Origin of the sequence: Halopenitus sp. POP-27, from assembly GCF_029889855.1 — an archaeon.
Classification (GTDB): domain Archaea; phylum Halobacteriota; class Halobacteria; order Halobacteriales; family Haloferacaceae; genus Halopenitus; species Halopenitus malekzadehii.
On sequence record NZ_JARANU010000021.1, the window covers coordinates 1 to 24425 of the forward strand.

31 protein-coding genes and 3 tRNA genes are annotated in these 24425 nt (G+C 67.5%); 11 read left to right on the top strand and 23 right to left on the bottom strand.

The annotated features are described in order from the left end of the window. The 6 genes from OQF70_RS11895 to OQF70_RS11920 all read left to right on the top strand — a co-directional run. Positions 1 to 408 (top strand): triphosphoribosyl-dephospho-CoA synthase (locus OQF70_RS11895; protein ID WP_280537822.1); only part of this gene is annotated, 408 nt, incomplete at its 5' end. Then, positions 405 to 1256, top strand: coding sequence for a DUF447 domain-containing protein (locus tag OQF70_RS11900; protein WP_280537823.1), 852 nt, complete (start codon positions 405 to 407; stop codon positions 1254 to 1256). The genes OQF70_RS11895 and OQF70_RS11900, both read left to right, overlap by 4 nt. Positions 1257 to 1356: 100 nt before the next feature. After that, a complete protein-coding gene (locus tag OQF70_RS11905; protein WP_092816347.1) occupies positions 1357 to 1554 on the top strand; it encodes a 30S ribosomal protein S17e in 198 nt (65 codons plus the stop codon). A gap of 105 nt (positions 1555 to 1659) precedes the next feature. Beyond that, positions 1660 to 2898, top strand: coding sequence for a tripartite tricarboxylate transporter permease (locus tag OQF70_RS11910; protein ID WP_280537824.1), 1239 nt, complete (start codon positions 1660 to 1662; stop codon positions 2896 to 2898). A 123-nt stretch (positions 2899 to 3021) separates the two neighbouring features. Beyond that, the gene (locus OQF70_RS11915) at positions 3022 to 3201 is read left to right on the top strand and encodes an HVO_2753 family zinc finger protein (protein WP_280537826.1); all 180 of its coding nucleotides are present in this window, start codon (positions 3022 to 3024) and stop codon (positions 3199 to 3201) included. Positions 3202 to 3203: 2 nt separating this feature from the next. Next, positions 3204 to 3470, top strand: a complete 267-nt coding sequence (locus tag OQF70_RS11920; protein ID WP_092816341.1) for an elongation factor 1-beta — start codon at positions 3204 to 3206, stop codon at positions 3468 to 3470. A gap of 153 nt (positions 3471 to 3623) precedes the next feature. On the opposite strand, the gene OQF70_RS11925 is transcribed toward OQF70_RS11920, so the two are convergent. Both OQF70_RS11925 and OQF70_RS11930 read right to left on the bottom strand, forming a co-directional pair. Continuing rightward, positions 3624 to 3697 (bottom strand) — tRNA-Thr (locus OQF70_RS11925). A gap of 110 nt (positions 3698 to 3807) precedes the next feature. Further along, a complete protein-coding gene (locus OQF70_RS11930; protein WP_280537890.1) occupies positions 3808 to 4254 on the bottom strand; it encodes a GNAT family N-acetyltransferase in 447 nt (148 codons plus the stop codon). 248 nt (positions 4255 to 4502) lie between these two features. Here OQF70_RS11930 and OQF70_RS11935 point away from each other — a divergent pair, with 248 nt between their 5' ends. From OQF70_RS11935 to OQF70_RS11950, 4 genes are read left to right on the top strand one after another with little or no spacing between them, the layout of a single operon-like run. Continuing rightward, entirely contained in the window at positions 4503 to 5630 is a 1128-nt protein-coding gene (locus tag OQF70_RS11935) for a branched-chain amino acid ABC transporter permease (protein ID WP_280537828.1), read from the top strand. Then, positions 5627 to 7144 (top strand): branched-chain amino acid ABC transporter permease, encoded by a 1518-nt coding sequence (locus tag OQF70_RS11940; RefSeq protein WP_280537830.1) that lies wholly within the window; start codon positions 5627 to 5629, stop codon positions 7142 to 7144. Before OQF70_RS11935 ends, OQF70_RS11940 begins: the two co-directional genes overlap by 4 nt. Continuing rightward, positions 7137 to 8093: an ABC transporter ATP-binding protein gene (locus OQF70_RS11945; protein ID WP_280537831.1), complete on the top strand. Its 957-nt coding sequence runs from the start codon at positions 7137 to 7139 to the stop codon at positions 8091 to 8093. Before OQF70_RS11940 ends, OQF70_RS11945 begins: the two co-directional genes overlap by 8 nt. After that, on the top strand, positions 8090 to 8920 hold the full coding sequence (locus OQF70_RS11950) for an ABC transporter ATP-binding protein (RefSeq protein WP_280537833.1): 831 nt from the start codon (positions 8090 to 8092) through the stop codon (positions 8918 to 8920). Before OQF70_RS11945 ends, OQF70_RS11950 begins: the two co-directional genes overlap by 4 nt. 76 nt (positions 8921 to 8996) lie before the next feature. Here the strand turns inward: OQF70_RS11950 and OQF70_RS11955 are convergent, their stop codons facing one another. The 5 genes from OQF70_RS11955 to OQF70_RS11975 all read right to left on the bottom strand — a co-directional run bounded on the left by OQF70_RS11955 (position 8997) and on the right by OQF70_RS11975 (position 12959). Next, on the bottom strand, positions 8997 to 10316 hold the full coding sequence (locus OQF70_RS11955; RefSeq protein WP_280537835.1) for an ABC transporter substrate-binding protein: 1320 nt from the start codon (positions 10314 to 10316) through the stop codon (positions 8997 to 8999). A 171-nt stretch (positions 10317 to 10487) separates the two neighbouring features. Then, positions 10488 to 11057: a CBS domain-containing protein gene (locus OQF70_RS11960; protein ID WP_280537837.1), complete on the bottom strand. Its 570-nt coding sequence runs from the start codon at positions 11055 to 11057 to the stop codon at positions 10488 to 10490. A gap of 103 nt (positions 11058 to 11160) precedes the next feature. Further along, the gene (locus OQF70_RS11965) at positions 11161 to 11478 is read right to left on the bottom strand and encodes a DUF5785 family protein (protein ID WP_280537839.1); all 318 of its coding nucleotides are present in this window, start codon (positions 11476 to 11478) and stop codon (positions 11161 to 11163) included. 99 nt (positions 11479 to 11577) lie between these two features. Further along, positions 11578 to 11913 (bottom strand): hypothetical protein, encoded by a 336-nt coding sequence (locus tag OQF70_RS11970; protein ID WP_280537841.1) that lies wholly within the window; start codon positions 11911 to 11913, stop codon positions 11578 to 11580. A gap of 2 nt (positions 11914 to 11915) precedes the next feature. Continuing rightward, complete coding sequence (locus OQF70_RS11975; RefSeq protein WP_280537843.1) at positions 11916 to 12959, bottom strand: Mrp/NBP35 family ATP-binding protein; 1044 nt, start codon at positions 12957 to 12959, stop codon at positions 11916 to 11918. Between the two features lie 151 nt (positions 12960 to 13110). Between OQF70_RS11975 and OQF70_RS11980 the strand changes: the two genes are divergently transcribed. Next, on the top strand, positions 13111 to 14541 hold the full coding sequence (locus OQF70_RS11980; protein WP_280537845.1) for a phosphoglucosamine mutase: 1431 nt from the start codon (positions 13111 to 13113) through the stop codon (positions 14539 to 14541). A 24-nt stretch (positions 14542 to 14565) separates the two neighbouring features. Here OQF70_RS11980 and OQF70_RS11985 read toward each other — a convergent pair whose 3' ends face one another. The 16 genes from OQF70_RS11985 to OQF70_RS12060 form a co-directional block, all read right to left on the bottom strand. After that, a complete protein-coding gene (locus OQF70_RS11985; RefSeq protein WP_280537846.1) occupies positions 14566 to 15327 on the bottom strand; it encodes an isopentenyl phosphate kinase in 762 nt (253 codons plus the stop codon). Beyond that, positions 15327 to 16343, bottom strand: coding sequence for a mevalonate kinase (gene mvk, locus OQF70_RS11990; RefSeq protein ID WP_280537848.1), 1017 nt, complete (start codon positions 16341 to 16343; stop codon positions 15327 to 15329). Before mvk ends, OQF70_RS11985 begins: the two co-directional genes overlap by 1 nt. A gap of 399 nt (positions 16344 to 16742) precedes the next feature. Continuing rightward, a complete protein-coding gene (rpsB, locus tag OQF70_RS11995) occupies positions 16743 to 17546 on the bottom strand; it encodes a 30S ribosomal protein S2 (RefSeq protein WP_280537850.1) in 804 nt (267 codons plus the stop codon). Positions 17547 to 17583: 37 nt separating this feature from the next. Next, positions 17584 to 18786, bottom strand: a complete 1203-nt coding sequence (gene eno / locus OQF70_RS12000) for a phosphopyruvate hydratase (RefSeq protein WP_280537852.1) — start codon at positions 18784 to 18786, stop codon at positions 17584 to 17586. Further along, positions 18786 to 18962, bottom strand: coding sequence for a DNA-directed RNA polymerase subunit K (locus tag OQF70_RS12005; RefSeq protein ID WP_092816313.1), 177 nt, complete (start codon positions 18960 to 18962; stop codon positions 18786 to 18788). Before OQF70_RS12005 ends, eno begins: the two co-directional genes overlap by 1 nt. 3 nt (positions 18963 to 18965) lie before the next feature. Further along, positions 18966 to 19160, bottom strand: coding sequence for a DNA-directed RNA polymerase subunit N (locus OQF70_RS12010; RefSeq protein WP_039401999.1), 195 nt, complete (start codon positions 19158 to 19160; stop codon positions 18966 to 18968). Positions 19161 to 19172: 12 nt separating this feature from the next. Then, positions 19173 to 19571, bottom strand: coding sequence for a 30S ribosomal protein S9 (locus OQF70_RS12015; protein WP_092816311.1), 399 nt, complete (start codon positions 19569 to 19571; stop codon positions 19173 to 19175). After that, positions 19565 to 20014, bottom strand: coding sequence for a 50S ribosomal protein L13 (locus OQF70_RS12020; RefSeq protein WP_280537854.1), 450 nt, complete (start codon positions 20012 to 20014; stop codon positions 19565 to 19567). The genes OQF70_RS12015 and OQF70_RS12020 overlap by 7 nt, the downstream gene beginning before the upstream one ends. Beyond that, a complete protein-coding gene (locus tag OQF70_RS12025; RefSeq protein WP_092816307.1) occupies positions 20011 to 20364 on the bottom strand; it encodes a 50S ribosomal protein L18e in 354 nt (117 codons plus the stop codon). The genes OQF70_RS12020 and OQF70_RS12025 overlap by 4 nt, the downstream gene beginning before the upstream one ends. Positions 20365 to 20441: 77 nt before the next feature. Then, positions 20442 to 20526 (bottom strand) — tRNA-Leu (locus OQF70_RS12030). 194 nt (positions 20527 to 20720) lie between these two features. Then, positions 20721 to 21473, bottom strand: a complete 753-nt coding sequence (locus OQF70_RS12035) for a DNA-directed RNA polymerase subunit D (RefSeq protein ID WP_280537855.1) — start codon at positions 21471 to 21473, stop codon at positions 20721 to 20723. 1 nt (position 21474) lies between these two features. Next, positions 21475 to 21864, bottom strand: coding sequence for a 30S ribosomal protein S11 (locus OQF70_RS12040; RefSeq protein ID WP_021074203.1), 390 nt, complete (start codon positions 21862 to 21864; stop codon positions 21475 to 21477). Between the two features lie 6 nt (positions 21865 to 21870). After that, positions 21871 to 22398, bottom strand: coding sequence for a 30S ribosomal protein S4 (locus tag OQF70_RS12045; RefSeq protein ID WP_092816303.1), 528 nt, complete (start codon positions 22396 to 22398; stop codon positions 21871 to 21873). After that, entirely contained in the window at positions 22395 to 22931 is a 537-nt protein-coding gene (locus OQF70_RS12050) for a 30S ribosomal protein S13 (protein WP_092816301.1), read from the bottom strand. Before OQF70_RS12050 ends, OQF70_RS12045 begins: the two co-directional genes overlap by 4 nt. Before the next feature lie 59 nt (positions 22932 to 22990). Further along, positions 22991 to 23076: transfer RNA gene (locus OQF70_RS12055), tRNA-Ser, on the bottom strand. 165 nt (positions 23077 to 23241) lie between these two features. Continuing rightward, the gene (locus tag OQF70_RS12060) at positions 23242 to 24306 is read right to left on the bottom strand and encodes a trypsin-like peptidase domain-containing protein (protein WP_280537858.1); all 1065 of its coding nucleotides are present in this window, start codon (positions 24304 to 24306) and stop codon (positions 23242 to 23244) included. Between the last annotated feature and the right edge of the window lie 119 nt (positions 24307 to 24425).

The following is a 24425-nucleotide window of genomic DNA, read 5'->3' on the forward strand; positions in this document are numbered from 1 at the left end:
GCAGGGGGAGGGATGGAGGAAGAGGGCGGGATGGAGGAAGAGGGAGGGAGAGGGACGAAGGCCGAAGGGGGAATCCCCGACTGGAACGCGGTCGACTGGACGACCGGGTTCGAACGACCGTTCGCGGTCGCCGCATCGATCCGTGACGATACCGGACCCATCGGCGACCGGACCGCCCGTGCGTTCCTGGAGGTCCTCGCCGATCGGCCGGACACCCTGGTTGCAACCTCCCACGGACCGGCGGTCGCGTATGAGGTCTCCGAACGCGCGGCCGACGTTCGAGGGGATCTCGAGGCCGCGGACGCGCTCGCGGACGCGCTCGTTGAGGAGGGGATCAATCCCGGGACGACGGCCGACACGGTCGCGGCCGGGCTCTTCGTCGCGCTCGAACGGGGGCTATCGGTATGACCCGTTCCGACGACGAACGCGATCGGGACGTTGCTGACGGGATACGGACCGATGATGATAATGATGATGACGACGCCCGGTCGGAACCGCGGCTCGTCGATCCCGACCGATTCGGGGACCAGCACACGCGCGTGGTGCCCCGAGCGACCGGCCCTACCTGGCCCGTCGGTCTCCGCGGGGTGACGGAGACGATCGTCGCGACGCGTGGCCCCAACGGACGGTGGAACATGGCTGCGCTCGGGGTCCACGCCCCGGACCCGAACGAGCCGGATGGCGGGACGGAGGACGGAGCGACGGCTGAATCGGTGGCTGAAGCGGCGGCGGACGCGACGGCGGACGCGGCGGCGGACGACTCGACGCCGTCGGCGACGACCGAGCCGATGGCGACTGCCCAAACCTACGGCCGCACCCGGACGCGCCGAAACGTCGAGCGAACCGGACGCGGCGTGATCCAGTTCACGAGCGACCCGCTGGCGTTCGTGGACGCGGCGCTCACGATCGACGAACGATCGGACCCCATCCTGGCGAATACGGACGCGTACGTCGAGGTCGAGTTCACGCGGATCGACCGCACCACCGACGCCGGAACCGAGATTCACACGTGGGCGCTTGCCCCGGTTGCGGGACGGATCCTCGACGAGCGGGTCCCGCGGACGAACCGCGGCTACGGTGCGGTCATCGACGCAACCGTGGCCGCCTCGCGCCTCGACGTCGAGGGGTTCGACGAGGACGAACTGCTTGATCGGCTGCGGTATTTCTCCGACACGGTCGACCGCTGCGGCGGACCGCGTGAACGGGCGGCGTTCGAGCGCATCGACGACGTAACCGGATGGCGCGACCGACGCTGATGGACCCCTTCGAGATCGGCGCTGAACGGGCTCGGTGGCGCCGAACGAGGGGCTCGTGGCGGAACGAACCCTTTTAGTTCGCGCCGCCGATATCGACGGTATGGCCATCAAACCCAAGTACATCAAACAGCTGGGGACCGTCCTCATCCAGGAGTACCCCGACTCGTTCAACACCGACTTCGAGACGAACAAGGAGAGCGTCGAGGCGCTCACGACCGTCGAGTCCAAGGGCGTTCGAAACCGGATCGCCGGCTACGTCACGCGCAAGAAGGCCCAGTCGGCGGCCGGCGCGGCCTGATCGACGTCTCGATCCGGTCCCAGTCCCGGTCCCGGTCCGGGCTCCGCTTCAGCCACCCGTATCTCACCGAGGGTTTATCCCCGAAGCCGCGGCCATCTCGTCGGGATGGACCCCGTGTTTCGGCCGGTCGTCGACCCGACGTTCGCCGTCGCCGCGCTCGCGTTCGTGGTCGGCGGCGCCGTTCTCGGCACGGTGAGCGGGCTGATACCCGGCCTTCACGCGAACAACTTCGCGTTGGTTCTCGCCAGCGCCGCACCCGGCATTCCCGCTGATCCGCTGCTCGTGGGCTGTGCGATGCTGGGTGCGGGCGTCGTCCACACGTTTCTCGACATCGTCCCCTCCCTCGCGCTCGGCGTTCCCGATGCCGCGATGGCGATCGCGTCCCTCCCCGGCCACCGGTTGGTCATCGCCGGCCGGGGGCGTGAAGCACTCCGGTTGTCCGCCGTCGGTTCGGGGCTTGCGGTCCTGCTTGCGGTCCCGATCGCGGTCCCGATCACCTGGGTGATGGTGCACGCGTATCCGACGATACGGGCCCACATCGGTCTCGTCCTCGCGGCGATCGTCGGGTTCCTCCTCGTGACCGAGTCCTCGCGTCGAGCCGCGCTCGCCGGGTTCGGAACCTTTCTCGCGAGTGCCGCACTCGGGATGGCGACGCTCGACATCGATCCCAACGCGCCGCTTGCCGCCGGCGGGATGCTCGCGCCGCTTTTTACCGGACTGTTCGGCGCGCCGGTCCTCATCGACGCGATCGACGGGGCCGGCGTGCCGCCGCAGTCCGATGCCCGGATCGCCATGGAGCGCCGCTCCCTCGGCATCACCGCCACCGCTGGATCGGTTGCGGGAGCGATCGTCGGCTACCTCCCGGGCGTGTCGGCGGCGATCGCCGCGACGGCCGCGGTCCCCGCGATCCCGCCGTCCGAGGCCGACCGGGGCTTCGTGGTCGCCACGAGCGGTGCGTCGACGAGCAACACCGTCTTCGCGCTGTTCGCGCTGTTCGCGCTCGGCACGCCCCGGACCGGCGTGATGGTCGCGCTCGAGGAGATCGCCGTCCCGCTCGCCCTGCCCGTGCTGCTTGCGGCGACCGCGATGGCCGCCGGGATCGGGTTCTGTGTGCTGCTGCTGGTCGGGGACACGTACCTTCGGGTCGTCGGAAACGCCGACTACACGCGGGTCTCGATCGGCGTGCTCGCGCTCATCGGCGAGCTCTCGTTCCTGTTTGCGGGCGTCGTCGGCGTCGCCACGCTCGTGGTGGCCACCGTTCTCGGACTCGTTCCGCCACGGCTCGGGACCCGCCGCGTCCACTTGATGGGGGTGTTGATCGGCCCGTTGCTCGTGGCCTCCTAAGAGAGTCGCTTCGGTTCGCTTCCTCCGGTGATCGGCCCCGATCGTCTCGAAGGCGGTGAATTCGTGATGGAGGTGCGGACGCAAAGAACAACGGTTAAAAGTCGCGCACCGGTTCATCAGAGTATGAGCGACAGTCAGAAGCAGGCGGCCAACCAGTGTGTCTCCTGTGGGATACAGGTCGCCGGAATGAACGCCGCTCGGTTCGATTGCCCCGAGTGCGGCACCAACATCAGCCGGTGTGCGAAATGCCGCAAGCAGAGCAACCTGTATGAGTGTCCCGACTGCGGCTTCCGGGGGCCCTAACGATGGGTGACGTCGCAGCCAAGGTCAAGGTAATGCCGAACAGCCCCGAGGTCGACCTCGACGAGCTCCAGGAGCTGCTCGAGGACTCGCTGCCCCAGGGCGCGAAGATCCGCGGGTTCGAACGCGACGACGTCGCCTTCGGTCTCGTCGCGCTGCTGCCGACCGTGATCGTCCCCGACGACGCGGGCGGCACGGAGGCCGTCGAGGAGGCGTTCAGCGGCGTCGAGGGCGTCGAATCCGTCTCAGTCGAGAACGTCGGTCGGCTGTAAGGCCGAACGGACCTGTTCCGCGTTCAACCGAACCGAAACGCCGGGCAGCGACGGCGCTGATCTCGGGTCGAATTCACGAATCAGGGCCAACGCGTCGAACGGATCGTCAGAAAGGGGACGAATCGCAGGGAGTAACGAACGCGCACCGGACGAAGCCAGGGCAGGGATTTGAACCCCGGAAGTCTCGATTACAAGTCGAGTGCATGAACCGCCCATGCTCCCCTGGCACGGATCCGGCTTGTCGACCCTCCTTTGAGTCAGTATCGGTTTTCGATCCGATCGGGTGGCGCCGTCGCCGGATTCCACCGGCCCGTGGGTCGATCGACGGAGATCGTCATCACCGGTCGGACAGATCCTTCTCGAGTTCGACCCGGTGTGGATGGTATCCGTGACGGCGATACAGCCGACGCGCGTCGACGTTGCTCGCCAACACCTCGAGCGCGACGGCCTCTACCCCCATCGTGGCGAGTCGTTCCTCCCCGCGTTCGAGCAGTCGTGACCCGATGCCGCGTCCGCGGTCGGCGGGGCGAACGAACAACGCGTCCACGAATCCCCGATCGACGTCCTGCTCGAAGGGCCCGTGTTCGCGGGAGACCGTGATGAATCCGACCGGTGGGTCCTCGGGGCTCCCCCTCGCGAGGAACGCTTCGTCCGCGACGATGTGGTCGGCGAGGACGGTCTGAACGACCGGCTCGTTGGGGGCTGCCCGGAGGTGGGAGCCCTCACCGCGCTGGTGGGCGGCGAGTTCGACCCAGAGATCGACGAGCGCATCGAGGTCGGTCATCGTCGCGGCGACGATCGAGTCGGAGGACTCGTCCCCGTTCGTCGATCCCGCTTTCGATCCGGTCATCGTTCGATCCGGGCCGTGGATCCGAGGCGTCTCCGGACGACCCATTCACGGCACGGCGGGATCGACGTGGCGTGATCGTTCCTCCGGGTCGGAGGCGGCTGGCGTGAGTGCATTCGGGATTCGGGATTCAGAGCGAAGAGTTATTTATGTTCGCCGCTCCCACAATCGTGTGAACCTAACGCATGGGCACTACTAAACTCCTCGATCGGGGTCGGGGGTCCCGGTCTCTTCCGCTTCTGCTCGCGTGGCTCGTGGGGATCCTTCTCGTTTTGGATATCGGTGCTCGCCTCGCCGGCGTCGAGATACCGCTTGCCGCGGGCCGCACCTTCGGTGGATCGATGTCGGTCGCGCAGTTCGGCGGGCTGGTCTGGAACGGCGTGATCGTCGGACTCATCTTCGGGCTTGCCGGGATCGGACTCTCGATGACGTACAGCATTCTCAACTTCGCGAACTTCTCACACGGAGACCTCATCACGACGGGCGCGTTCACCGGCTGGGGGGCGGCGTTGCTGGTCTCGGGATGGGGACTCGCCGAAGCGGGAACGCTTCTCCTCGTGCGGGCGGCCAGCGGCCCGAGCCCCAACGAGATCGGGGCCTCGATCATCCAGGCACCGCTTGCCATCGCGATCGGTGTCGTCGTCGCGGCCGTCGCGACGGTGCTCGTAACCGTCGCGATCGATCGGGTCGTCTACCGACCGATGCGGGACCGGGGCGGGATCCCGCTGCTCATCGCCAGCATCGGCGTCGCGCTCGGGTTACGGTACGTCGTACAGTTCGTCTTCGGCTCCCGAAGCCGCGGCGTGACGGCCACCGACGGCGTTCGAACCACGATCGCAGGCGTCAGCGTCAACCTCCACGAGCTGACGCTGTTCGTCGTCGCGCTCGTCCTGATGGGGGGAATGCACCTGCTTCTACAGCGAACGAAACTGGGGACCGCGATGAGGGCGATGGCCGACAACAAGGACCTCGCGCTCGTGACCGGCATCCCGACCGAACGGGTCGTCACCGCGACCTGGATCCTCGGCGGCGCGTTGGCCGGCGTCGCGGGATACCTGTACGTGCTTGAGCGTGGGACCATCGAGTTCAACATCGGCTGGTTCCTCCTGCTTTTCATCTTCGCCGCCGTCATTCTCGGCGGGATCGGATCGATCTACGGCGCGATCGCGGGCGGGCTCGTCATCGGGCTCGTGCACGAGGTCTCGCTCGTGTGGATCTCCGGCGATTTCAACGCCGCAGCGGCGTTTCTGATCATGGTCATCGTGCTGTTGTATCGTCCGGAGGGGCTCTTCAGTGGGGTGACGACCGCATGAGCGACGATGACCGCATACGTGACGGTCCCCGTCCGGATGGCGGCGGTAGCGTCGACGACGGCGGTAGCGTCGACGACGGCGGTAGCGTCGACGGCGGCGACGTCGACGACGCCGACGATGGATCGGCGCGGACCGAATCGGTCGCCGGCGTCCTCCAAGAGGCGATCGCCCGGGCGTTCGGCGGACACGATCTCGCGATCGTTCTCGCCACGCTCGCCTCGATATACGGGCTGTTTACGCTGTTCGTGCTCGTCGCCAACGACTTCGAGCTCACGACGAACACGATCAACGCGATCGCCAGTACCCTCCGGCTTCTCACGTTCTTCGCTGCCTCCTACGCGGTGCTCGCGCTCGCGTTGAACCTCCATTGGGGATACACCGGCCTGTTCAACATCGGGGTTGCCGGGTTCATGGCGGTCGGCGTCTACACGATGGGTCTGCTCTCGACGCCGCCGGACGCCACGTCCGGAATGGGGCTTGGACTTCCGCTTCCGGTCGGGGTCCTCGGGGGGATGATCGCCGCGGGACTCGTCGGGTTGATCGCCGCGCTCCCGGCGCTCCGGCTCGAGGCCGACTACCTCGCGATCGTGACGCTGGGACTCTCGGAGATCATCCGCTTGACGATGAACTCGAGCCAGCTGTCGAGCTGGACCGTCTCGACGTTCGGGTTCGGAACGGGCGGCGGGTCCGGACTCAACCTCCCCGTCCGTCCGACGGACGCGCTGTTCGACGACGGTGCCGGCGAGGCGCTGCTTACGGTGCTGACCGGGGCCGGGATACGACGATCGATCGTGGTCGATGCCGCCTACACGCTCGTCGTCGTCGCCTTCGTCGTCGGCGTCTACTGGCTGCTCTCGCGGGTCGGTGCCTCGCCGTTCGGCCGCGTTCTCAAGGCGATCCGGGACGACGAGCTCGTGGCACAGTCGCTCGGCAAGGACACCCGGCTCTTCAAGATCAAGGTGTTCATCGTGGGCTGTGCGCTGATGGGGCTCGGCGGAATCCTCTGGCAGGGGTCGTACGGCTACGTGAATCCGAACTCGTTCCGGCCGATCGTCACGTTCTACGTCTTCGTCGCGGTCATCATCGGTGGGTCGGGATCGAACACCGGGAGCATCGTCGGGGCCATCCTGTTCGTCGGATTGCTGTTCGAGGGCCCGCGACAGTTCGGCGGCATCGTCCAGAACGCGATGGACCTGGGAAGCGCTCCGGCGACGTTCGCCGGCGCCGTCGGGCCGCTGTTCGGGCTCGATCCGATGCCGTTCCTGGCGTACGCCCTCGAGAACATCAGTGCGCTCCAGTTCGTTCTCCTCGGCGTCGTCCTGATCGTGATCATGCAACGTCGGCCAGCGGGCGTTCTCGGCCATCGAACCGAAACCGCCGCGGCGATCGACCTCGGCGTCCGTCCCGAGGGAAACGCCCCGGCTGCACGGTCAGGGGAGGAACCCACCTCCCGACCCGACACGACGGCTGCTGCTGACCACGGTGGAGAGACCGGGGGTGACGGGGATGAGTAAGGATGCCGACGCCGGCGAGGAGACCGATGACGCCGGCGTGGAACCGACCGTCGATGCGGACGCGGCCACCATCGCGGACGCGGCGGGCACGACGAACGCCGCCTCCGAGGAAAACGCGTCTACAGCGCCCGAAACGCAGGATTCACGGGTCGAACGGGAGGCCGCGGAGACGCCGCCGGACGTCCCCCTGCAGGTTCGAAACCTCCGGAAGACCTTCGGCGGCATCGTGGCCGTCGACGACGTGAGCTTCGCGGTCGAGGCCGGAACCATCACCGGATTGATCGGCCCGAACGGCGCCGGCAAATCGACCACGTTCGACTGTATCGCGGGTGCGCTCGAGCCCGACTCGGGATCCGTTCGGTTCAACGGCGCGGACGTGACCGGCCTTCGGCCGGACCAGATCGCGACCCGCGGACTGGTTCGGACGTTCCAGATCGCTCGCGAGCTGCCGGAGATGACGGTCCTCGAGAACTTGATGCTCGCGCCGACCGACCAGGTCGGCGAGCAGCTGTGGCGGTCGGTGGTGCCCGGCGCCCGCGGGTCGGTGATCGACCAGGAACGCGAGCTTCGCGAGCGCGTCTGGGAGACCCTCGAGTTCTTCGAGATCGACCACCTCGCCCGTCAGAAGGCCGGAGCGTTGTCCGGCGGGCAACGGAAACTGCTGGAGATGGCGCGTGCGCTGATGACGGATCCGGACCTCCTGTTGCTCGATGAGCCGTTGGCAGGTGTGAACCCGACCCTCGAGGAGAAGTTGCTCGATCGGATCCACGACCTCCGCGATCAGGGGTACACGTTCCTGCTCGTCGAACACGATATGGACGTGATTATGGACCACTGTGAACACGTCATCGTCATGCACCAGGGATCGCTGTTGGCGGAGGGGCCACCGGCGGAGATCAGATCGAACGAGCAGGTCATCGACGCGTACCTCGGAGGGAGTTCCGAATGAGCGATCCCGAGCCGGTCGACCGAACGCGGGACGCTGGCGCCGACGAAACACGGACGGACGCCGACGAAACGCGAACGGACGCCGACGAAACGCGAACGGACGCCGACGTTGGCGCCCCAGATGACGCGATCCTTCGTGTTCGCGATCTCGATGCCGGATACGGCGAGCTCCAGATCCTCTCGGGGATCGATCTGGACGTCGGCGACGGCGAGTACGTGACGATCGTCGGCCCGAACGGCGCCGGGAAATCGACCGTGATGAAGACCGTCTTCGGGTTGACGACGTATCTGGGCGGGACGATCACCTTCGAGTCCGAACCGATCCACGAACTGCCGCCCGAACGAATCATCCACAAGGGGATCAGCTACGTCCCACAGTCGAACAACGTCTTCGACGGCTTGACCGTCCGCGAGAACCTCGAGATGGGTGCGTACATTCTGGATACGGTCCCCGAATCACGGATCGAGGCGGTGTATGACCGGTTTCCCGTCCTCCGTGACCGACGCGATCAGAAGGCGGGAACGATGTCGGGTGGCCAACGACAGATGGTCGCGATGGGACGTGCCCTGATGCTCGATCCCGACCTCCTGTTGTTGGACGAGCCCTCCGCCGGGCTCGCACCGGACCTCGTCGACGATATGTTCGATCGGATCGACGAGATCAACGAGAACGGAACCGCGGTCCTGATGGTCGAACAGAACGCCACGGAGGTGCTGCGGCGCTGTGACCGCGGCTACGTCCTGACGCAGGGGCAGAACGCGTACACCGATGCCGGTACCCGGCTGTTGGCGGACGAGGAAGTCCGACAGCAGTTCCTGGGTGGGTAGCTCCGGGCGCGACGGGCGCACGCGTGGCGAGGCAGACACGCCGAGACGACCGACGCGTGGGCGGTCTCCGGCTGCCCTACTCGACGTCGATCGTCTCGACGTTCTCGACGTTCCCGTCCTGGTACCGGAAGACGTTGTAGGAGACGGCCTGCATATCGCCGTTGTCGTCGAAGTTCACCTGCGAGGACGCGCCCTGGTAGTTGATCGCCTCGCCGGCGGCAGCCATCTCGACGCCCTCCGCGAGGTTCTCCGGCGTCACCTCCGTGCCGTCGGGGTTGGCGACCGCTCGGAGGGAGTCACGGACGTCGGTTCCGGTCGGGTCGTCCGTGTCGGACGCGGCGCTCGCAAGGATGATCACGGCGGCGGCGTCGTAGGCGTGAGCGTTGAACACGCCGGGTTCGCGGTCGTACTGGTCCTGGTACAGCTCGGTAAACCGATCGTTGCCGGGGCCGGTGGATCCCGGAGAGGTCCCCCAGACGTTGTTCATCGGGTTGCCGACCTCCTCGGGGAGCGTCGAGTCGTTGAGCCCGTCGGTGACGAGGATCGGAACGTCGTAATCGCTCGCGTACTCGTTGTAGAAGTCGCGGAACAGCGTGATCCCCGACTGCGGGAACCCGACGATCATCAACACGTCCGGGTTGTCGTTGAGCGCCTCGCTGATCTGTGAGGAGTAGGACGCCTGTTCGGGCTCGAAGGAGACGCGGTTGACCGCCTGCCCGTCGTTGTCCTGGAAGGCGGAGACGAACTCGTCCTCGAGCGCCTGTCCGTAGTTGTCGTTGAGATAGAGCGTGCCGACCGTCGACGCCTCGAACCGATCGACGGCGAGATCCGCAAGCACCGGTCCCTGCAGCGCGTCGGACGGACACGTTCGAAAGACGTAGTCGTCGTCCTCGAGGTCGGTCACCGCCGGTGCGGTGGAGGCCGGCGAGATCCCGACGATCTGGTTCGGAATGTAGATCTGCTGTGCGACCTGGAGGTTGACGTTGGATGCTGCGGGTCCCACGACGGCGGGGATGCCCGCGTTGACGAGGCTGTTCGCCTCCGAGATCCCCGTCTGCGGGTTCGTTTGCGTGTCGCCCGTGTCGGTGTCGACGGTGAATCCGGTTTCACCCTCGAGCTGATGGGCGGGCAACAGCGCGCCGTCACGGATCGGACCGCCGAGGCTCCCGAGATCGCCGGTTTCGGGCATTAGAACCCCGTAGTCAATCGTCGGGACCGCGCCGTCTCCGTTGCCGCCGCCGTTTCCGTTGCCACCGCCGTTCCCGTCACCGTTTCCGTTCCCGCCGCCATTGCCGTTGCCGCCGCCGTTTCCGTTCCCGGAACAGCCCGCGATGGAAACGATGCTGAGGCCGGCCGCGCCGGAGAGCACGTCACGTCGTCGAATTGTACGCGTCATATCGGTTCGGTACAACAACGCACTGGGTAATAAATATCCGGTACAATGCGAAATACGCGTGGTCCGGGGCGATACGGGATTTTCGATTCCCCTCGAGTCGTCGATCGGACGATCGGTCGTTCCCATCCGGATGATCGGTCGTTCCCATCCGGATCGGGTCCCGCCGGCCAACTAGACTTCCTGGCAGTCAGCACACACCAGCTGGCCGTTGTGGGTCTCAAGAGTCGCAGCCAGGGAACCACAGACCTCACAGATGCTCTGTGTGGGTTCCTCGGCGGTCGCTCGCTCGGCGGCCGGCTCCGAAGCGCTCGTCCGCCGAGCCCCGTTCGTACCCGCCCCGGCGTTCGCCTCCTCGAGCCGCTGTGCTGGCCGCGCAGCGAGGACGTCGTGTTCGGTGAGGAGCCCGACCGCACGCTCCCCGTCGGTCACGATCAGCCGGCTCGTGCCCTCGGCGACCAATCGCTCCTCGGCGACGTCGATCGGCTCGCCGGCGTCGATCGTCGGCGTCGACCGGCTCATCGCGTCTTCGACGGTCGTCGTCGCCGGATCGGAGCCGTCGATCACCGCTGCAAGCGCATCGCGAAGGGACAGACACCCGACGGGCTCCTCGCCACGAACGACCACGAGACAGTCGGCCGACTCGGAGACCAGCAGTGCTGCGGCCTCGTCCAGCGTGTCCGATTCGCTGACGCCCGGAAACTCCCGGTGCATCAGATCACGTGTACTGGTATCACTGTTCATACCACTAGATCGGACGGGAAGGGGTAAAACCTGTCTCCAGTACAGTTATGCCGTGTCGCGTTCTAGTTTCTCGGTCGATGACCGAACCGGCTGTTGACGGCCGTTATGCCCGGGACCTGACGAACTGATCGGAACCCTCGTAGAACCAGTATCCCGCCCCGCGCATCGCCCGGCCGAGTTCCTGGTGGAACTCGATGAAGTCCGCGAACTCCTCCTGATCGACGTGCTCGAAGATCTCCTCGACGGAGACGACGGTCTCGTAGTCGATCCGAACCGGGTGGTCGCCGTACTGTTCGACGTACTCGGCGGCGGACAGCGGGAAGTCCTCCTCCTCGTCGATCTTCTTCGCGAGGACCGCGTGGCCGTACTTCCGCTTGCCCTCGCTCCCCTCCTCGCCGTCGGGGTCGTGTGGCCAGTCCATACCCCGGTTTCGCGATCGGGTGGCATAGTCGTTACGTTCCGCTCGATGCGGTGATCCGGAACTCGTCGGGCCGAATTCGTCCGGCTCGAGTCCGCAGGGTCAGCGGTCCAGGCCGCCCCGAGCTTTGACGCGCATAATCTGCCTGACGTTCCGATAGATCGCCTCCGGCGAGGTGTCCTCGGCCGGGTCGTACAGGTCCGAGACCCGATAGAGGATCGCCGCGACCTGCTGGCTCTCCGAGTTCTCCCCGCGGACGTCCTCCGCGATCGCTCGGAGTGCCCGCCGGGTTTCGGCGTCGCCGTCGAGGATCACGCCGGATCCAGCCCTCCCGACGGCGTCGATCCCTCGATCCCCGTCCCCCGTTTCCCGGCCTTTGCCGTCCCCCGTTTCCCGGTCTTTGCCGTCCCACGTTTCCCGGTCTTCGCCGTCAGTCATCCTCAGGGCTGGTCGCTTGCCTGCCGACGGCGGACGATGCCGGCGTTGTTCGCGACGGCCTCGCTGATGGCCGCGAACGCGTCGGCCGTCTCCCCCTCGTCCAACACGATCGGTTCCCCGCCGTCGCCGCCGGTTCGAACGGCCGGGTCGAGGGGAACGCCGCCGAGGAACGGCAGGTCGTGCTCGGCCGCCAGTCGCTCGCCGCCGCCCTCGCCGAAGACGTCGTGGACGCTCCCGCAGTCCGGACACCGGAACCCGGCCATGTTCTCCGCCACGCCGAGCACGTTCGTGTCGTGTTTCCCGAACATTCGGAGGCCCTTGACCGCGTCATCGAGCGCCACCTCCTCCGGCGTCGTCACGATCACTGCGCCAGTCAACGGCAGCGTTTGAAGGATCGTCAGCTGCGTGTCGCCGGTCCCCGGTGGCAGGTCCAGCACGAGGTAGTCGAGTTCGCCCCAGTCGACGTCCTCGACGAGCTGCGTGATGATCTTGTGAACCATCGGCCCGCGCCAGATGACGGGGTCGTCCTCGCCGGTGAGAAAGTCCATACTCATCACGCGCATCCCGTACTGCTCGGGTGGCACGATCGTCTCGCCGTCGGTCCGCGGCGGCGTTTCGGCGCCGACCATCCGCGGCACGTTCGGCCCGTAGACGTCGGCGTCGAAGAGGCCGACGCTTGCACCCCTGTCCGAGAGGCCGGCCGCGATGTTGACCGCCATCGTCGACTTCCCGACGCCGCCCTTGCCGGAGGCGACCGCGATGACGTTTTTTACCTTCGGAAGGACCTGCTCGTCCGGCGTGACCGCGGTCGGGATCCGCGCCGACAGCTCCGGCTCGAGACCGGCGTCCGACAGCGTCGATCGAACCTCCTCGGCGATCGCCGTCTCGGTCGACGAGTAGGGTGCGCCGAGGGCAAGCGAGACGCTGACGGTGGTTCCGTCCTCCCGCACCGTCACGTCGTTCACGAGCCCGAGGGAGACGATGTCACCATCCAGGTCGGGGTCGGTCACCGACCGAAGGAGATCGCGTACGCCGGATTCGTCCATACCCAGGGAAGGCGTGTCGGGCGAATAAGGGTTGTGTCACGAGTGGATCCGGTCCGCCGGCGGACCCATCCACCGACCGCACGCGGTTGCCGCCGTCGCCGCCGACGGACGTGACCCGATCGCTTTTAGGCCGTCTCCGCCACCCGACGGTATGTTCGGAACGAGCGGCGTTCGCGGTCCGGTCGGGGAGGAGATCACGGCAGCCCTCGCGGTTTCGATCGGCCGTGCGCTCGGGATGGAAACCGACGCCGTCGTCGTGGGTCGCGACGTCCGCGATTCCGGGCGGGCGTTCGTCGACGCGCTCGCTGCGGGACTGGTCGAATCGGGGACCGACGTCCTCGACGTCGGCGTCGCGGCGACGCCGACGATCGCCCGAGCGGTTTCCGGCGCCGGCGCCGATGCCGGCGTCGTCGTCACTGCCTCGCACAATCCGCCCGCGGACAACGGTTTCAAACTCTGGACGCCCTCCGGTCAGGCGTTCGACGCCGACGATCAGGACCGGATCGCCGACCGCGTTCGGTCCGACGCCTTCGAGCCGGCCGACCCGAACGACCACGGTCGGCGTCACGGGTTCGGCGACGTCTTCGAGCGCTCCGCGACCGCCAGCCACCGGGCTGCGATCGTGGCAGCCGGGCGGCGAGCGCTGGCTGCGTCCGCTGACCGCGGGGCTAAAGCGGGTGATGACCAGCGGTCGGCCGCCCCGCTTTCGGGAACTCGCGTCGTCGTCGACCTGGGAAACGGGGCCGGACGAGTCACCACCGACGCCCTCGTCGAACTCGGTGCGGCCGTCGAGACGCTCAACGGCCAGCGGGACGGTCGGTTCCCGGGTCGGCCCAGCGAGCCGACCGCCGAGACGTGCGCGTCGCTTCGAACGCACGTGGCTGAAACCGACGCCGACCTCGGGATCGCTCACGACGGCGACGCCGACCGAATGATGGCGGTCGCGGACGATGGGCGGTTCCTCGAGGGTGACACGCTGCTTGCGCTGCTCGCGCGCGCCGCCGTGGCCGATGCGGGTACCGGCGCCGAGGGCGTCGATCATCCCACCGTCGCCGCGCCGCTCAACACGAGCCTCGCGGTCGACGACGCGCTCGCCGACGTCGGCGCCGAACTCGTCCGAACCCGCGTCGGCGACGTCGCCGTCGCCGAACGTGCCGCAACGGACGGGGTCGTCTTCGGTGGTGAGCCCTCCGGCGCCTGGATCTTCCCGTCCGAGACGCTGTGTCCGGACGGCCCGCTCGCGGCGGTTCGGATCGCGACGCTTGCCGCCGAACGCTCCCTCACCGAACGGGTCGCGGAGCTCCCCTCGTACCCGATCCGGCGCGGAAACCGCGAGGTTACCGGAAAGACGGCCGTGATGACGGCCGTTGAGGCGCTGGCGGCCGAGGAGTTCCCACCCGATGCCCGGAGCACTCTCGACGGCGTCCGCATCGAGACCGACGACGGCTGGATGCTCGTTCGCGCCTCCGGCACGCAGCCGCTGATCCGGCTAACGGCTCAGGCGCGAACCGATGCGGACGCCGACGCCCTGTACGACCGCGCGACGAGGTTGCTCGAGCAAGCGATCAACGCGGCCGAGTGACCGCGACACGGAGAGCGGCCGTCCCTACCCGATCCGCGTCCCGGGCGAGTCGCCTCGCAGAAACCCCTCGAGGTCGTCCGGGCCGAAGATGAACGCCGGCGATCCGAGCCCGAGCAGCTCCTCGACCTTCGCCGCCATCCCGCCCGAGACGTCCGTCGACTCGCTCGCGCCGAGCAGGTCGGCGACGTCTTCGAAGGCGTCGATCCGGGGAACCACGTCACCATCGCCGTCGAGGACGCCGGGAACCGTCGAACAGAGGCCGACCCGGTCCGCATCGATGTCGGCAGCCAGCTCGACGACCAGTTCGTCGCCCGAGATCACCGTCACGCCCTCGCTCGCGGTGGCGACTCCGTCCCCGTGTAACACCGGCACGAATCCCTCATCGAGCAGCGTCGCGGCGGGCTCCGACGGCAGCGTCAGCGCCCCGTCCGGCCCGTCGGTCCGTGCCCCGACCGATAGCGGGTGGAGGGGAAGCGCCTGGACGTCCCGTTCGTGGAGCCGGTCGAGGACGAACCGGTTGAGCGTCGTCATCGCGCCGTGAACGTCCATCACGGCGTCGACGTCGTGGGTCCCAGCGGTCGTGGTCATCCCGTGCGCGCTGGCGTGGTGGTGGCCGAAGCTCCCGCCCCCGTGAACGACGACGAGTCGATCGATGGCGTCGTCCGCCAGCGCCCCGGCGATCGCGTCGCAGGCGGCGTCGAGCGCGGGCGCATCGAGCGTCTCGGGCCGGTCCTTTTCGGTGATCACGCTCCCGCCGAGCTTACAAACGACCGTCTCACCCGTCATCACGGCGCCTCCACACGAACGCCCTCGGTCGCCAGTTCGGCCCGGAACGCGTCGGCACATCCCTGTGTGAACGACAGCGCCGTCTTCGTCTCCGGCGTCGGGTCCAGCGCCACGATGCAGCCGCCTCCACCAGCTCCCGTCAGCTTCGCGCCGTGGGCGCCGGCGTCGCGTGCCGCCCAGACCATCGAATCGAGCGAGCGCGCGGAGACGCCAAGCGCCGACAGCAGCCCGTGGTTGAAGTTCATCAGGTCGCCGAGCTCCGCGAGGAGTTCGGCCTCGGGCTCCGCGTCGGGGTCTGCGGCCCCCAGGATCCGTTCGCCCTCGCGGACGATGTCGCCGATCGACGTCACCGTGTCGGCGGCGAAATCGTACTCCGACTTGAGCTCCCTGACGCCCGCCACGAGCGCGCCGGTGTCGCCGGCGCCGCCGTCGAAACCGACGACGAACGGGAGGTTCGGCGTCTCGATCCGTTCACAGTCGTCGCCCTCGACGCGCACCGCGCCGCCCATCGCCGAACAGAACGTGTCCGCCCGCGACGCCTGTCCGTCCTGGACGTCGTACTCCGCGCGGTAGGCTCGATCGGCGAGTTCCCGCGGCGATAACGGTTCTCCGAGCGCGCGCGTGGCCGCGTCGATCCCCGCGACGACGACCGCGGCCGAGGATCCGAGCCCGGCCCCGAGGGGAATGTCGCTCTCGACGGCGATGTCGAAGCCCGCGTCCGGTGCCCCGGCCGCCTCGCGTGCCTGTGAGACGGCGGCATCGATGTATCCCATCGCCGCATCGAGCAGCGATCGCTCGACGTCCACGTCGGGGTGGTCGCCGACGGCGCCGTCGTACTCCACGGTGAAGCCGTCGAGCGAGAGGTCCTCGGCCTCGACGCGAACGTGGTCGTCGCTGCGCGGCTCGGCGGTCACGCGGGCGCGGCGCTCGATCGCACACGGCACCGCCGGTTCCCCGTAGACCACGGCGTGCTCGCCGAAGAGGTACACCTTCCCCGGTGCGCTACAGACGGTCATACTCCACCTCACTGGTTCAGCGATAACAGGCGTTGCGCTTGTGGGCGCATATTGGACCCGCCCACCGAGCCGATCGCGGAACGACGATGCCGTGTGATCGCGAGTCAACGGGCTGGTTCTTATATACTCGCCGCCCGGAGAACGGGTGAGGTGATGGTCCGACCCGCTCGGGCGGTCACCGGGGGAACTGGGGAATGGACGCAGCGCGTCCGACACGTCGACGATCCCGTCCGCCGCTCACCGTGGCTGGCGGTCGGCGACGTCGACGGCACCGATGTCGCGGACGGTGATCCCGGGCGGACGGGCGTCGCCGTCCCATCGTTCTGCCGACGCAGCCGCTCATCGGTCGCGACACGTGTCGACGGTGACGAACGGAACCGAAAGGAAATCTTCGGACAGCTACAGGTCAGCCTCGAAGTCCTCGAGGGCGTAGACCGTGTCGGCGCCGCGGCGGTCGAGCGTCTCGTTGGCGAGCAGCCAGTAGACGACCGAGAGCGCGCGGCGACCCTTGTTGTTCGTCGGGATGGCCAGGTCGACGTTCGACAGCTGGTTGTTGGAGTCACACATCGCGATCACGGGGATCCCGACGGTGATGGCCTCCTTGACGGCCTGGGCGTCGCCGATCGGGTCCGTGACGACCAGGACGTCCGGCTCGATGTAGCCGGCGTAATCGGGGTTCGTCAGCGTCCCCGGGATGAAGCGGCCGGTCCGGGCGCGGGCGCCGATCGCGTCGGCGAACTTCTCGGCCGGGAAGCGACCGTACTGTCGCGAGGAGGTGACGAGCACCTGCTCGGGGGCGTACCCAGACAGGAAGTCGGCGGCCACGCGGATGCGCTCGTCCGTCTTCGAGACGTCGAGCACGTAGAGGCCGTCGTCGCGGACGCGGTGGATGAACCGCTCCATGTCCTTCGTCTTCTGTTGGGTCCCGATGTGGACCCCGGCGCCGAGGTACTCCTCGACAGGGATGAGCAGGTCGGCGTCCTCGTCGGGCATCACGTCGTCGTCGAAGCGGGGCTCCTCGTCCGCCTCGGCGTCGGCATCGGCTGCTTCCGCGTCGGCCGCTTCCGCGGCGTCCGCCGCGTCGTCTGGCTGTTCGGCTGTCGTGTCGGCCGCGTCCTCGAGGTCGGCGTCGTCCGCCGCGGCGTCGTCCGCCGTGGCGTCCGCGTCGGCGTCGAGTTCGACCGTGTCGTTGTCCTCAGTCATGAGTGGGTGGTGGGTGTCGTTGGATGTCGGTTCGGCATCACACCGCGTCCTCGGCGATGCGGATCAGTTCGTTGAGCTTCGCCGTCCGCTCGCCGCCGACAGTCCCCGTCTTGATGTACGGGGCGTCGGTGGCGACGGCCAGGTGGGCGATCGTCGTGTCCTCGGTCTCGCCGGAGCGGTGAGAGATGACGGGGTCGTAGCCGTTTCGAACCGCCAGCTCGACGGCGTCGACGGCGTCCGAGAGCGTCCCGATCTGGTTCGGCTTGATCAGGATGCTGTTTCCGGCGCCCGTCTCGATCCCCGTTCGGAGTCGGTCGACGTTTGTGACGAACAGGTCGTCCCCGCAGATCAGCGTCCGGTCGCCCACTCGGTCGGTGAGTTCGGCGAACCGGTCGTAGTCGTCCTCGTCGAGGGGGTCCTCGACGTACGCGAGATCGTACTCCGTGACGAGTTCGGCGACGTACGCGACCTGCTCGTCCGGCGATCGGGTTCGATCGCCGTAGACGTATGCCTCGGCGTCGGCATCGTACAGTTCCGCGCCGGCCATATCGAGGCCGAACCGGACCGTGAAGCCGACGTCCTCTTGGACGTGCTCCGTCGCCGTCGCCATCACCTCGAAGGCTTCGGCGTCGTCTATCGACGGCGCCCAGGCGCCCTCGTCACCCTTCGCCGCGGGAACGCCCCGATCGGCGAGGATCTCCGCGACCGCGTCGTGGACCGCCGCGTTGGCGAAGACCGCCTCCGAGACGCTCGGCGCGCCGGTCGGGGCGGCGAGGAACTCCTGAATGTGGGTCGCGTCGGCGGCGTGTTCGCCGCCACCGATCACGTTCCCGAGCGGGATCGGGAAGTTCTCACCGCGGAACGCACCGCCGAGGTGCTGGTACAGCGGCGCACCGATGACGTCCGCGGCCGCCTTCGCGGCGGCCATCGAGATCGCGACCGCCGAGTTGGCCCCGATCGCGGAGAAGTCCTCGGTCCCGTCGGCCGCACGCAGCGCGGCGTCGACCGCGCGCTGATCGCCCGCGTAGGCGCCCTCGAGTCGGGGCACCGCGTGTTCACGGGCGGCGGCGATCGCCTCCGCCGGCGGCCGCTCGACCGCCTCGTACTCGCCGGTCGAGGCGCCCGAGGGCGCCGCGGCACGTCCGAACCCGCCGGATTCGGTCAGCACGTCGGCCTCGACCGTCGGGTTCCCCCGGGAGTCGAGCACGCGACGCAGCGAGACGGACGTGATGCGGGTCACTACGCCTCCTCCCGCCGGACCGTGAACGGGAGCACGCCGGCGTCGTACTCCTCGGCGGCGACGAGGATCGGCTGCGTCTCGTCGGTATCGATCAGCACCGGCGCGCCGTAGGATACCTGTAGCGCCCGTGCACCGAGGATACGCGCCTTCTCGTAGCGGTTGTGGTTCGTTGACATATGTTACTGGTACGGCGAGACGACGTCGACGAGATCGGTGTGACTGACCATCATCCGCCGGCAGCAGTGGCGGTCGACACCGAGGTCGTCGAGGACCTCGCCGGGGTCCTCATCGCCCTCACGGGCGCGCGCTTTGAACTCGTCCCAGTGTTCACCGACGACGTTGCCGCACGTGAAACACCGGACAGGGATCATCATGGATGGATCACCTCAGCGGTAGGACTTCTGGTACCGGGCGCGTGCACCGGGTCCGCCCCACTTTTTGGGTTCGGACTGTCGGACGTCGTTGACGAGCAGCGTCCGGTCGAAGTTCATGTAGGCGTCGCGAAGCTCCGCGTCACCGAGGTGTTGCACCAGTCCGCGGGCGATCGCCGTTCGCGTGGCGTCCGCCTGGCCGCTGAACCCGCCACCGTCGACGGTGACGTCGATGTCGACCTGGTCGCGGAGGTCCTCGCCGGCGATGCGGAACGGTTCGAGCATCTTGAGGCGGGCCTGTTCCGGGTCGACCAGCTCGACCGGCTGGGAGTTGATTCGTACGCGACCCTCACCATCGCGCACGGTGGCGCGGGCGACGGCCGTCTTCTTCTTGCCAGATGTGTTGGTTACCATGTGACGTTAGCACCCAGACTCTCGGAGACGTCTCCGAGCGTCGTGAACTTGATGTTCGACAGGCGGTCAAGCGAGGTTCCATCGAGAACGGTCGCCTCGTGGTCGTCGTCGCGCTCGTAGGGGTTGCCGACGTACACGCGGACGTTCTCGAAGGCCTCGCGGCCGTTTTTCTTCTTGTACGGAACCATCCCTCGGATCGTTCGCTTGAAGATCCGGTCGGGACGCTTCGGGTAGTAGGGCCCGCTGTCGGAGCCGAGGTTCGCACGCGTGTGGTAGGTGTCCATCGTGTCCTCCTCGTTGCCGGTGATCACCGCGTGTTCAGCGTTGACCACGGCGACGCGCTCGCCGTCGAGCGCGCGCTGGGCAACGATGGATGAGACGCGACCGAGGATGCAGTCGCGGCCGTCGACGACGACGTCCGCGTCGAACTCGGCGAGACTCATCGGATCACCCGAACGTTCGATCCGGCGGGGTTCTCTTCGACGAACTGTGCAAGCGACACCGCATCGCCGGCCTGGTCGATCTTTCGTCGGGCCGTTCCCGAGAAGTCGACGGCGGCGACGGTGACGTTCTTTTCGAGCACACCGCTGCCCAGCACCTTGCCGGGGACGACGACCGTCTCGTCTTCCTGGGCGTAGCGCTCGATGCGCCCCAGGTTGACCTCAGCGTGCGTGCGCCGTGGCTTTTCGAGCCGATCCGCGACGTCCTGCCAGACCGCGGCGTCGGCGTCGCGGGATGCCGACTTGAGGTCGGCGATGAGGTTCTGTAGTTGTGGATTCGTCTTGCTACTCATTGGTCTCCTCCGAAATGAAGGTCTCAAAGATGTCGGTGGTGGCGACCGGTCGCGTCGCCGGGTCGCGAGAAGTGGAGTGCAGGGAGCAGGATTTGAACCTGCGGACCTCTACAGGACAGCGCCCTGAACGCTGCGCCGTTGGCCTGACTTGGCTATCCCTGCGTGCACTCCACGGTACTTCGGCGCCCTTCAAACCACTTTCGGTCCGTCCGGACGAGATCGTCGACCGCGTCGATCGGTCCGTCGGGGCCGCCCCGTCGCGTTTGCCGGCGATTGCGGCGTCGCTCGCGGGCCGCCCCTGATGGACGGTCGCGAGCGAGCGCGTCGGAGTGGTGGGATGAAGGGACATTGGCTATTCAGACGGCGATGGTGGTTCGCAGCTCGTCCGCGCGGTCCTCGATCGTGTCGATCGCCCGCAGGATCAGCTCCTCGACGTCGACGGAGCCGTCGGTCTCGATGTGGAAGACGAAGGCGCCGGAAACGTCCTCGACGGTGAGGTCCTTTCCGGGATACCGCTCCGTGAGGTCGTGGTCGAAGGTCTCGGACGGAACGATCTCCCCGTCCTCCGTCTCGATGACGCCCCGCAGGATCCGCGTCTCCTCCTCGTCGAACTCGCCGATGTCGCCGTCGACGGTGACGCGCTGGAGGTGTCGATAGCCGACGGAGACGCCGCCCTGGTGTTTGGCGTGCTCCTTGCCGGTGTCGAGTACCGCGTCCGCCTCGAGTTCGATCCGCTGCCCCTCCTTCAACTCGATGATGGGGATGTTCTCGTCGGCGGGTTTCACGAGCGGCTCCGCGGACGCGAGATCCCCGGAGTAGGCGGTTCCGGGCCCCTCGACGTCGAGCGCGAGCGTCACCTCGTCACCGATCTCGAAGTCGTCGATCGGCGTCGTAAGTGGGACGAGCCCGAGCCGGAGCCCGAGCATCTCATCGAACATCACCGAGGAGTTCTCGACGAACCGAACGGTGTCGATCGAGAACGTCGGGACGTCGGCGATCATCGCCCGGCGGATGCCGTTGGCGAACGCCGGCGACAGCCCGCGGATCAGCACCCGCGCGCTCCGGTCGTCGCGTTCGATGTACTGCACGTCGTAGTCGACCTCGCTCATGTTAGATCCGTTTGTTCTTCGGCGCCTTCGTTCCGTCGTGCGGGATCGGGGTAACGTCCTCGATCCGGCCGATCTCCACGCCGGCGCGCGCGAGCGCTCGGATCGTCGCCTGGGCACCGGGGCCCGTCGACTTGTTGAGGTTGCCGCCGGGGCCGCGCACGCGAACGTGCACGCCCTCGAGGCCGGCCGCCTTGACCTCCTCGGCGACGACCTCGGCCATCTGCATGGCGGCGTACGGCGACGCCTCGTCGCGGTTCTGTTTCACCACGGTCCCGCCGGATGACTTCGCGATCGTCTCCGCGCCGGTCTCGTCGGTGACCGTGATGAGCGTGTTGTTGAACGATGCGTAAACGTGGGCGATTCCCCACTTTCCGTCTTCTGAGTCGCTCATGGATGGTTACTCCTGTGCGTCCGCGCGTTCCGGGTGTAGTTCGTCGGCGAGCGGACTCGTCTCGTCGAAGGTGACCGTCCCTTCCTCGGCCGTATCGACCTTCTTGGACGGGCGCGTAACGCGTGCGCCGTCGACGGTGACGTGTCCGTGAACGATGAACTGCCGCGCCTGCTTCGTCGACGACGCCAGTCCCTTGCGGTAGGCGACCGTCTGGAGACGACGCTCGAGCAGGTCGGTGACGTCGAGCGACAGCACCGACGAGATGTCGTCGTTCTCGCCGAGGATGCCGAGCCGACGGAGTCGCGCGAGGAACTCCGATCCGGCCTCCTGGGCGGCTTCGACGTCGCCCTGTGCCTCGCCGAGCAGTCGTCGCGCCTCACGGCGCATGTTTCGGAGCTCGGACTGTGCGCGCCAGAACTCCTCTTTGTTCTTGAGTCCGTACCGCGAAACGAGGTCCGCCTCCTCGGCGATCCGGTCGCCCTGGTACGGGTGGTTGGGCGTCTCGTAGGACTTGGTGTTCTTGCCGGTCGTCATTCTTCCTCACCGGCCTCTTCGGCCGCTGCCTCTTCCTCAGCCATGTCCTCGCGGATCTCCTCGACGTTAACGCCGATGGTGCCCTCGGTTCGTCCCGTGGACTTGGTTCGCTGTCCGCGGACCTTCTGTCCGCGCTTGTGTCGGACTCCCTTGTAGGAGTCGATCATCTTCATGCGGTTGATGTCGTGTCGTCGCTGCTCCGAGAGGTCCGTCCCGATCTTGTGGTCGGTCTCGCCGGTGAAGAAGTCCTTCTTCCGGTTGACCATCCACTCCGGGACGTGGTCCTCGAAGTTCTCGACGACGTCGACGACGGCGTCGATGTCGTCGTCGTCGAGCAATCCGAACGTGGCTGTGCGGTCCACGTCGGCGGTCTCCGCGACGAGTCGCGCCGTGCGCGTGCCGATTCCGTTGAGGTCTGTCAGGCTCCGCTCGACCGACTTCGTCCCGTCGAGGTCCGCGCCCCCGATCCGGACGAAGTACTGGAGGTCTTCGTCCTCCTCCGCCGAGCCGTCCTGTGGTTCTTCTGCACTCATTGGTGTCTGGAGTGTCGGTGCGGACGATGGACGTCCATCGTCCGCCGGTTCGATTCGAGCGTTGCGGCGGGGATTCGAACCCCGGAGGCGTGACCGCCACAGAGTTAGCAACCCTGCGCCTTGGGCCAGACTTGGCTACCGCAACCCGCGTGTATCGTCGCCCTTCCGGACTCGGGGCGCCGCGCCCCTGCAGTACGTGCGTGTTGAGGAACCCGTCATCGATACTTAAACGTCACGGATGTGTACTGACGGTGTTTTGCGATCGCATACCGAGTCGGTCGCGACGCGTCGACGAGTCGATCGCCGCCGCTCAGCTCCGGGGATCGGGGCGCGTTCCGAGCTCGAGTTGGACGGTCCGTTCGGATCCCTCCCGCCGGATCCGGACGTCGATCACGTCTCCCGGGGCAGTCTCGAGCGCGAGGTACCGCGACAGCCCGCTTTGGGTGTCGATCGCCGTTTTCCCGAGCCCAACGATGACGTCGCCGCCGGCCGGGATCGGGGTCCCGTCGACGACCGTCTGGCCCGTCGATCCGCGGAGCACGCCATCCGCTGGGCCTCCGGCTTCGGTCGCCGTGACGTAGACCCCGCGGGCCGCGGGCAGATCGTTCGCCTCGGCGAGCAACGGTCCGACGTCACGGATCGCGATCCCCATGTGTGAATGGTCGTACCGACCATTCTCGATCAGCGACGGGACGACGCGACGGGCCAACGGGGCGGAGACGCCGAACCCGACGTTGTCGCTGCCGGAGGCGCGGGCCGTCGCGACCGCGACGACGTCGCCGTCGAGGGTCAGGATGGGGCCGCCACTGTTTCCGGGGTTCAACGCGGCGTCGGTCTGTATCGCGTCGGCGATCGTGTAGTTCCCCGCCGCGGGAATGCTCCGGTTGCGCCCGCTGATGATCCCCTGGCTCGCGCTCCCCGAGAAGCCGAGCGGCGATCCGACGACGAGCACCTCGGTGCCGATCGGCGGCACGGTCTCTCGGAGCGGCAACGGCTCCGAGCCGATGTCCGCACCCGGATCCAAGACCGCGAGATCGCTGTAGGGGTCGGTTCCGACGACCGCGACCTCGACCCACTCGCCGTCGGCGTACTGGATCCGGACCGCATCGGGATCGGGCCCGACGACGTGCTGGTTCGTCACGACGTAGGAGTCGTCGTCGTCGAGCCCCGTTCGGTAGCGAAACCCGGACCCCTGTCCGGTTCGGCCGTCCGCCGTCGTCTGGACGCGCGCCACCGAGGGTGCGACGTCCTCGTAGAGCATCGCGAACCGCCGCTCACCGACCGGATCGTTGCGTGCCGGAGCCACACAGCCCGCCGTCGAACCGGCCGCGCCGCCGCCGAGCAGCCCGAGGAACTCCCGTCGCGTTCGTTGCATACCTCGGGATCGATCGGCGGCCCGTTAAGTCCCCGGAAGCTCGGTGTCGGTGGAAGCTCGGTGTGTCGGTGGGAGCTCGGTGTGTCGGTGGACGGTAGCTCCGGACGGTAGCTTCGGAC

What these genes read in the sequence shown, in the direction of transcription:
- OQF70_RS11930 (WP_280537890.1), bottom strand. Translation starts at nt 4,254, where the DNA reads ATGACCGACCTCGATGCGCTCGTCGATCTCTGGGTCGAACTCGCCGCC.
- OQF70_RS11940 (WP_280537830.1), top strand. Translation starts at nt 5,627, where the DNA reads ATGAGCGACGATGACCGCATACGTGACGGTCCCCGTCCGGATGGCGGC.
- OQF70_RS11910 (WP_280537824.1), top strand. Translation starts at nt 1,660, where the DNA reads ATGGACCCCGTGTTTCGGCCGGTCGTCGACCCGACGTTCGCCGTCGCC.
- OQF70_RS12040 (WP_021074203.1), bottom strand. Translation starts at nt 21,864, where the DNA reads ATGAGCGACTCAGAAGACGGAAAGTGGGGAATCGCCCACGTTTACGCA.
- rpsB (WP_280537850.1), bottom strand. Translation starts at nt 17,546, where the DNA reads ATGACTGAGGACAACGACACGGTCGAACTCGACGCCGACGCGGACGCC.
- OQF70_RS11920 (WP_092816341.1), top strand. Translation starts at nt 3,204, where the DNA reads ATGGGTGACGTCGCAGCCAAGGTCAAGGTAATGCCGAACAGCCCCGAG.
- OQF70_RS12025 (WP_092816307.1), bottom strand. Translation starts at nt 20,364, where the DNA reads ATGAGTAGCAAGACGAATCCACAACTACAGAACCTCATCGCCGACCTC.
- OQF70_RS11905 (WP_092816347.1), top strand. Translation starts at nt 1,357, where the DNA reads ATGGCCATCAAACCCAAGTACATCAAACAGCTGGGGACCGTCCTCATC.
- OQF70_RS12050 (WP_092816301.1), bottom strand. Translation starts at nt 22,931, where the DNA reads ATGAGTGCAGAAGAACCACAGGACGGCTCGGCGGAGGAGGACGAAGAC.
- OQF70_RS11980 (WP_280537845.1), top strand. Translation starts at nt 13,111, where the DNA reads ATGTTCGGAACGAGCGGCGTTCGCGGTCCGGTCGGGGAGGAGATCACG.
- mvk (WP_280537848.1), bottom strand. Translation starts at nt 16,343, where the DNA reads ATGACCGTCTGTAGCGCACCGGGGAAGGTGTACCTCTTCGGCGAGCAC.
- OQF70_RS12015 (WP_092816311.1), bottom strand. Translation starts at nt 19,571, where the DNA reads ATGGTAACCAACACATCTGGCAAGAAGAAGACGGCCGTCGCCCGCGCC.
- OQF70_RS11915 (WP_280537826.1), top strand. Translation starts at nt 3,022, where the DNA reads ATGAGCGACAGTCAGAAGCAGGCGGCCAACCAGTGTGTCTCCTGTGGG.
- OQF70_RS11900 (WP_280537823.1), top strand. Translation starts at nt 405, where the DNA reads ATGACCCGTTCCGACGACGAACGCGATCGGGACGTTGCTGACGGGATA.
- OQF70_RS12010 (WP_039401999.1), bottom strand. Translation starts at nt 19,160, where the DNA reads ATGATGATCCCTGTCCGGTGTTTCACGTGCGGCAACGTCGTCGGTGAA.
- OQF70_RS11950 (WP_280537833.1), top strand. Translation starts at nt 8,090, where the DNA reads ATGAGCGATCCCGAGCCGGTCGACCGAACGCGGGACGCTGGCGCCGAC.
- OQF70_RS11935 (WP_280537828.1), top strand. Translation starts at nt 4,503, where the DNA reads ATGGGCACTACTAAACTCCTCGATCGGGGTCGGGGGTCCCGGTCTCTT.
- OQF70_RS11945 (WP_280537831.1), top strand. Translation starts at nt 7,137, where the DNA reads ATGAGTAAGGATGCCGACGCCGGCGAGGAGACCGATGACGCCGGCGTG.
- OQF70_RS11955 (WP_280537835.1), bottom strand. Translation starts at nt 10,316, where the DNA reads ATGACGCGTACAATTCGACGACGTGACGTGCTCTCCGGCGCGGCCGGC.
- OQF70_RS11970 (WP_280537841.1), bottom strand. Translation starts at nt 11,913, where the DNA reads ATGACTGACGGCGAAGACCGGGAAACGTGGGACGGCAAAGACCGGGAA.
- OQF70_RS12035 (WP_280537855.1), bottom strand. Translation starts at nt 21,473, where the DNA reads ATGAGCGAGGTCGACTACGACGTGCAGTACATCGAACGCGACGACCGG.
- OQF70_RS12045 (WP_092816303.1), bottom strand. Translation starts at nt 22,398, where the DNA reads ATGACGACCGGCAAGAACACCAAGTCCTACGAGACGCCCAACCACCCG.
- OQF70_RS11975 (WP_280537843.1), bottom strand. Translation starts at nt 12,959, where the DNA reads ATGGACGAATCCGGCGTACGCGATCTCCTTCGGTCGGTGACCGACCCC.
- OQF70_RS11985 (WP_280537846.1), bottom strand. Translation starts at nt 15,327, where the DNA reads ATGACGGGTGAGACGGTCGTTTGTAAGCTCGGCGGGAGCGTGATCACC.
- OQF70_RS12005 (WP_092816313.1), bottom strand. Translation starts at nt 18,962, where the DNA reads ATGTCAACGAACCACAACCGCTACGAGAAGGCGCGTATCCTCGGTGCA.
- OQF70_RS12060 (WP_280537858.1), bottom strand. Translation starts at nt 24,306, where the DNA reads ATGCAACGAACGCGACGGGAGTTCCTCGGGCTGCTCGGCGGCGGCGCG.
- OQF70_RS11965 (WP_280537839.1), bottom strand. Translation starts at nt 11,478, where the DNA reads ATGGACTGGCCACACGACCCCGACGGCGAGGAGGGGAGCGAGGGCAAG.
- OQF70_RS12020 (WP_280537854.1), bottom strand. Translation starts at nt 20,014, where the DNA reads ATGAGTCTCGCCGAGTTCGACGCGGACGTCGTCGTCGACGGCCGCGAC.
- OQF70_RS11960 (WP_280537837.1), bottom strand. Translation starts at nt 11,057, where the DNA reads ATGAACAGTGATACCAGTACACGTGATCTGATGCACCGGGAGTTTCCG.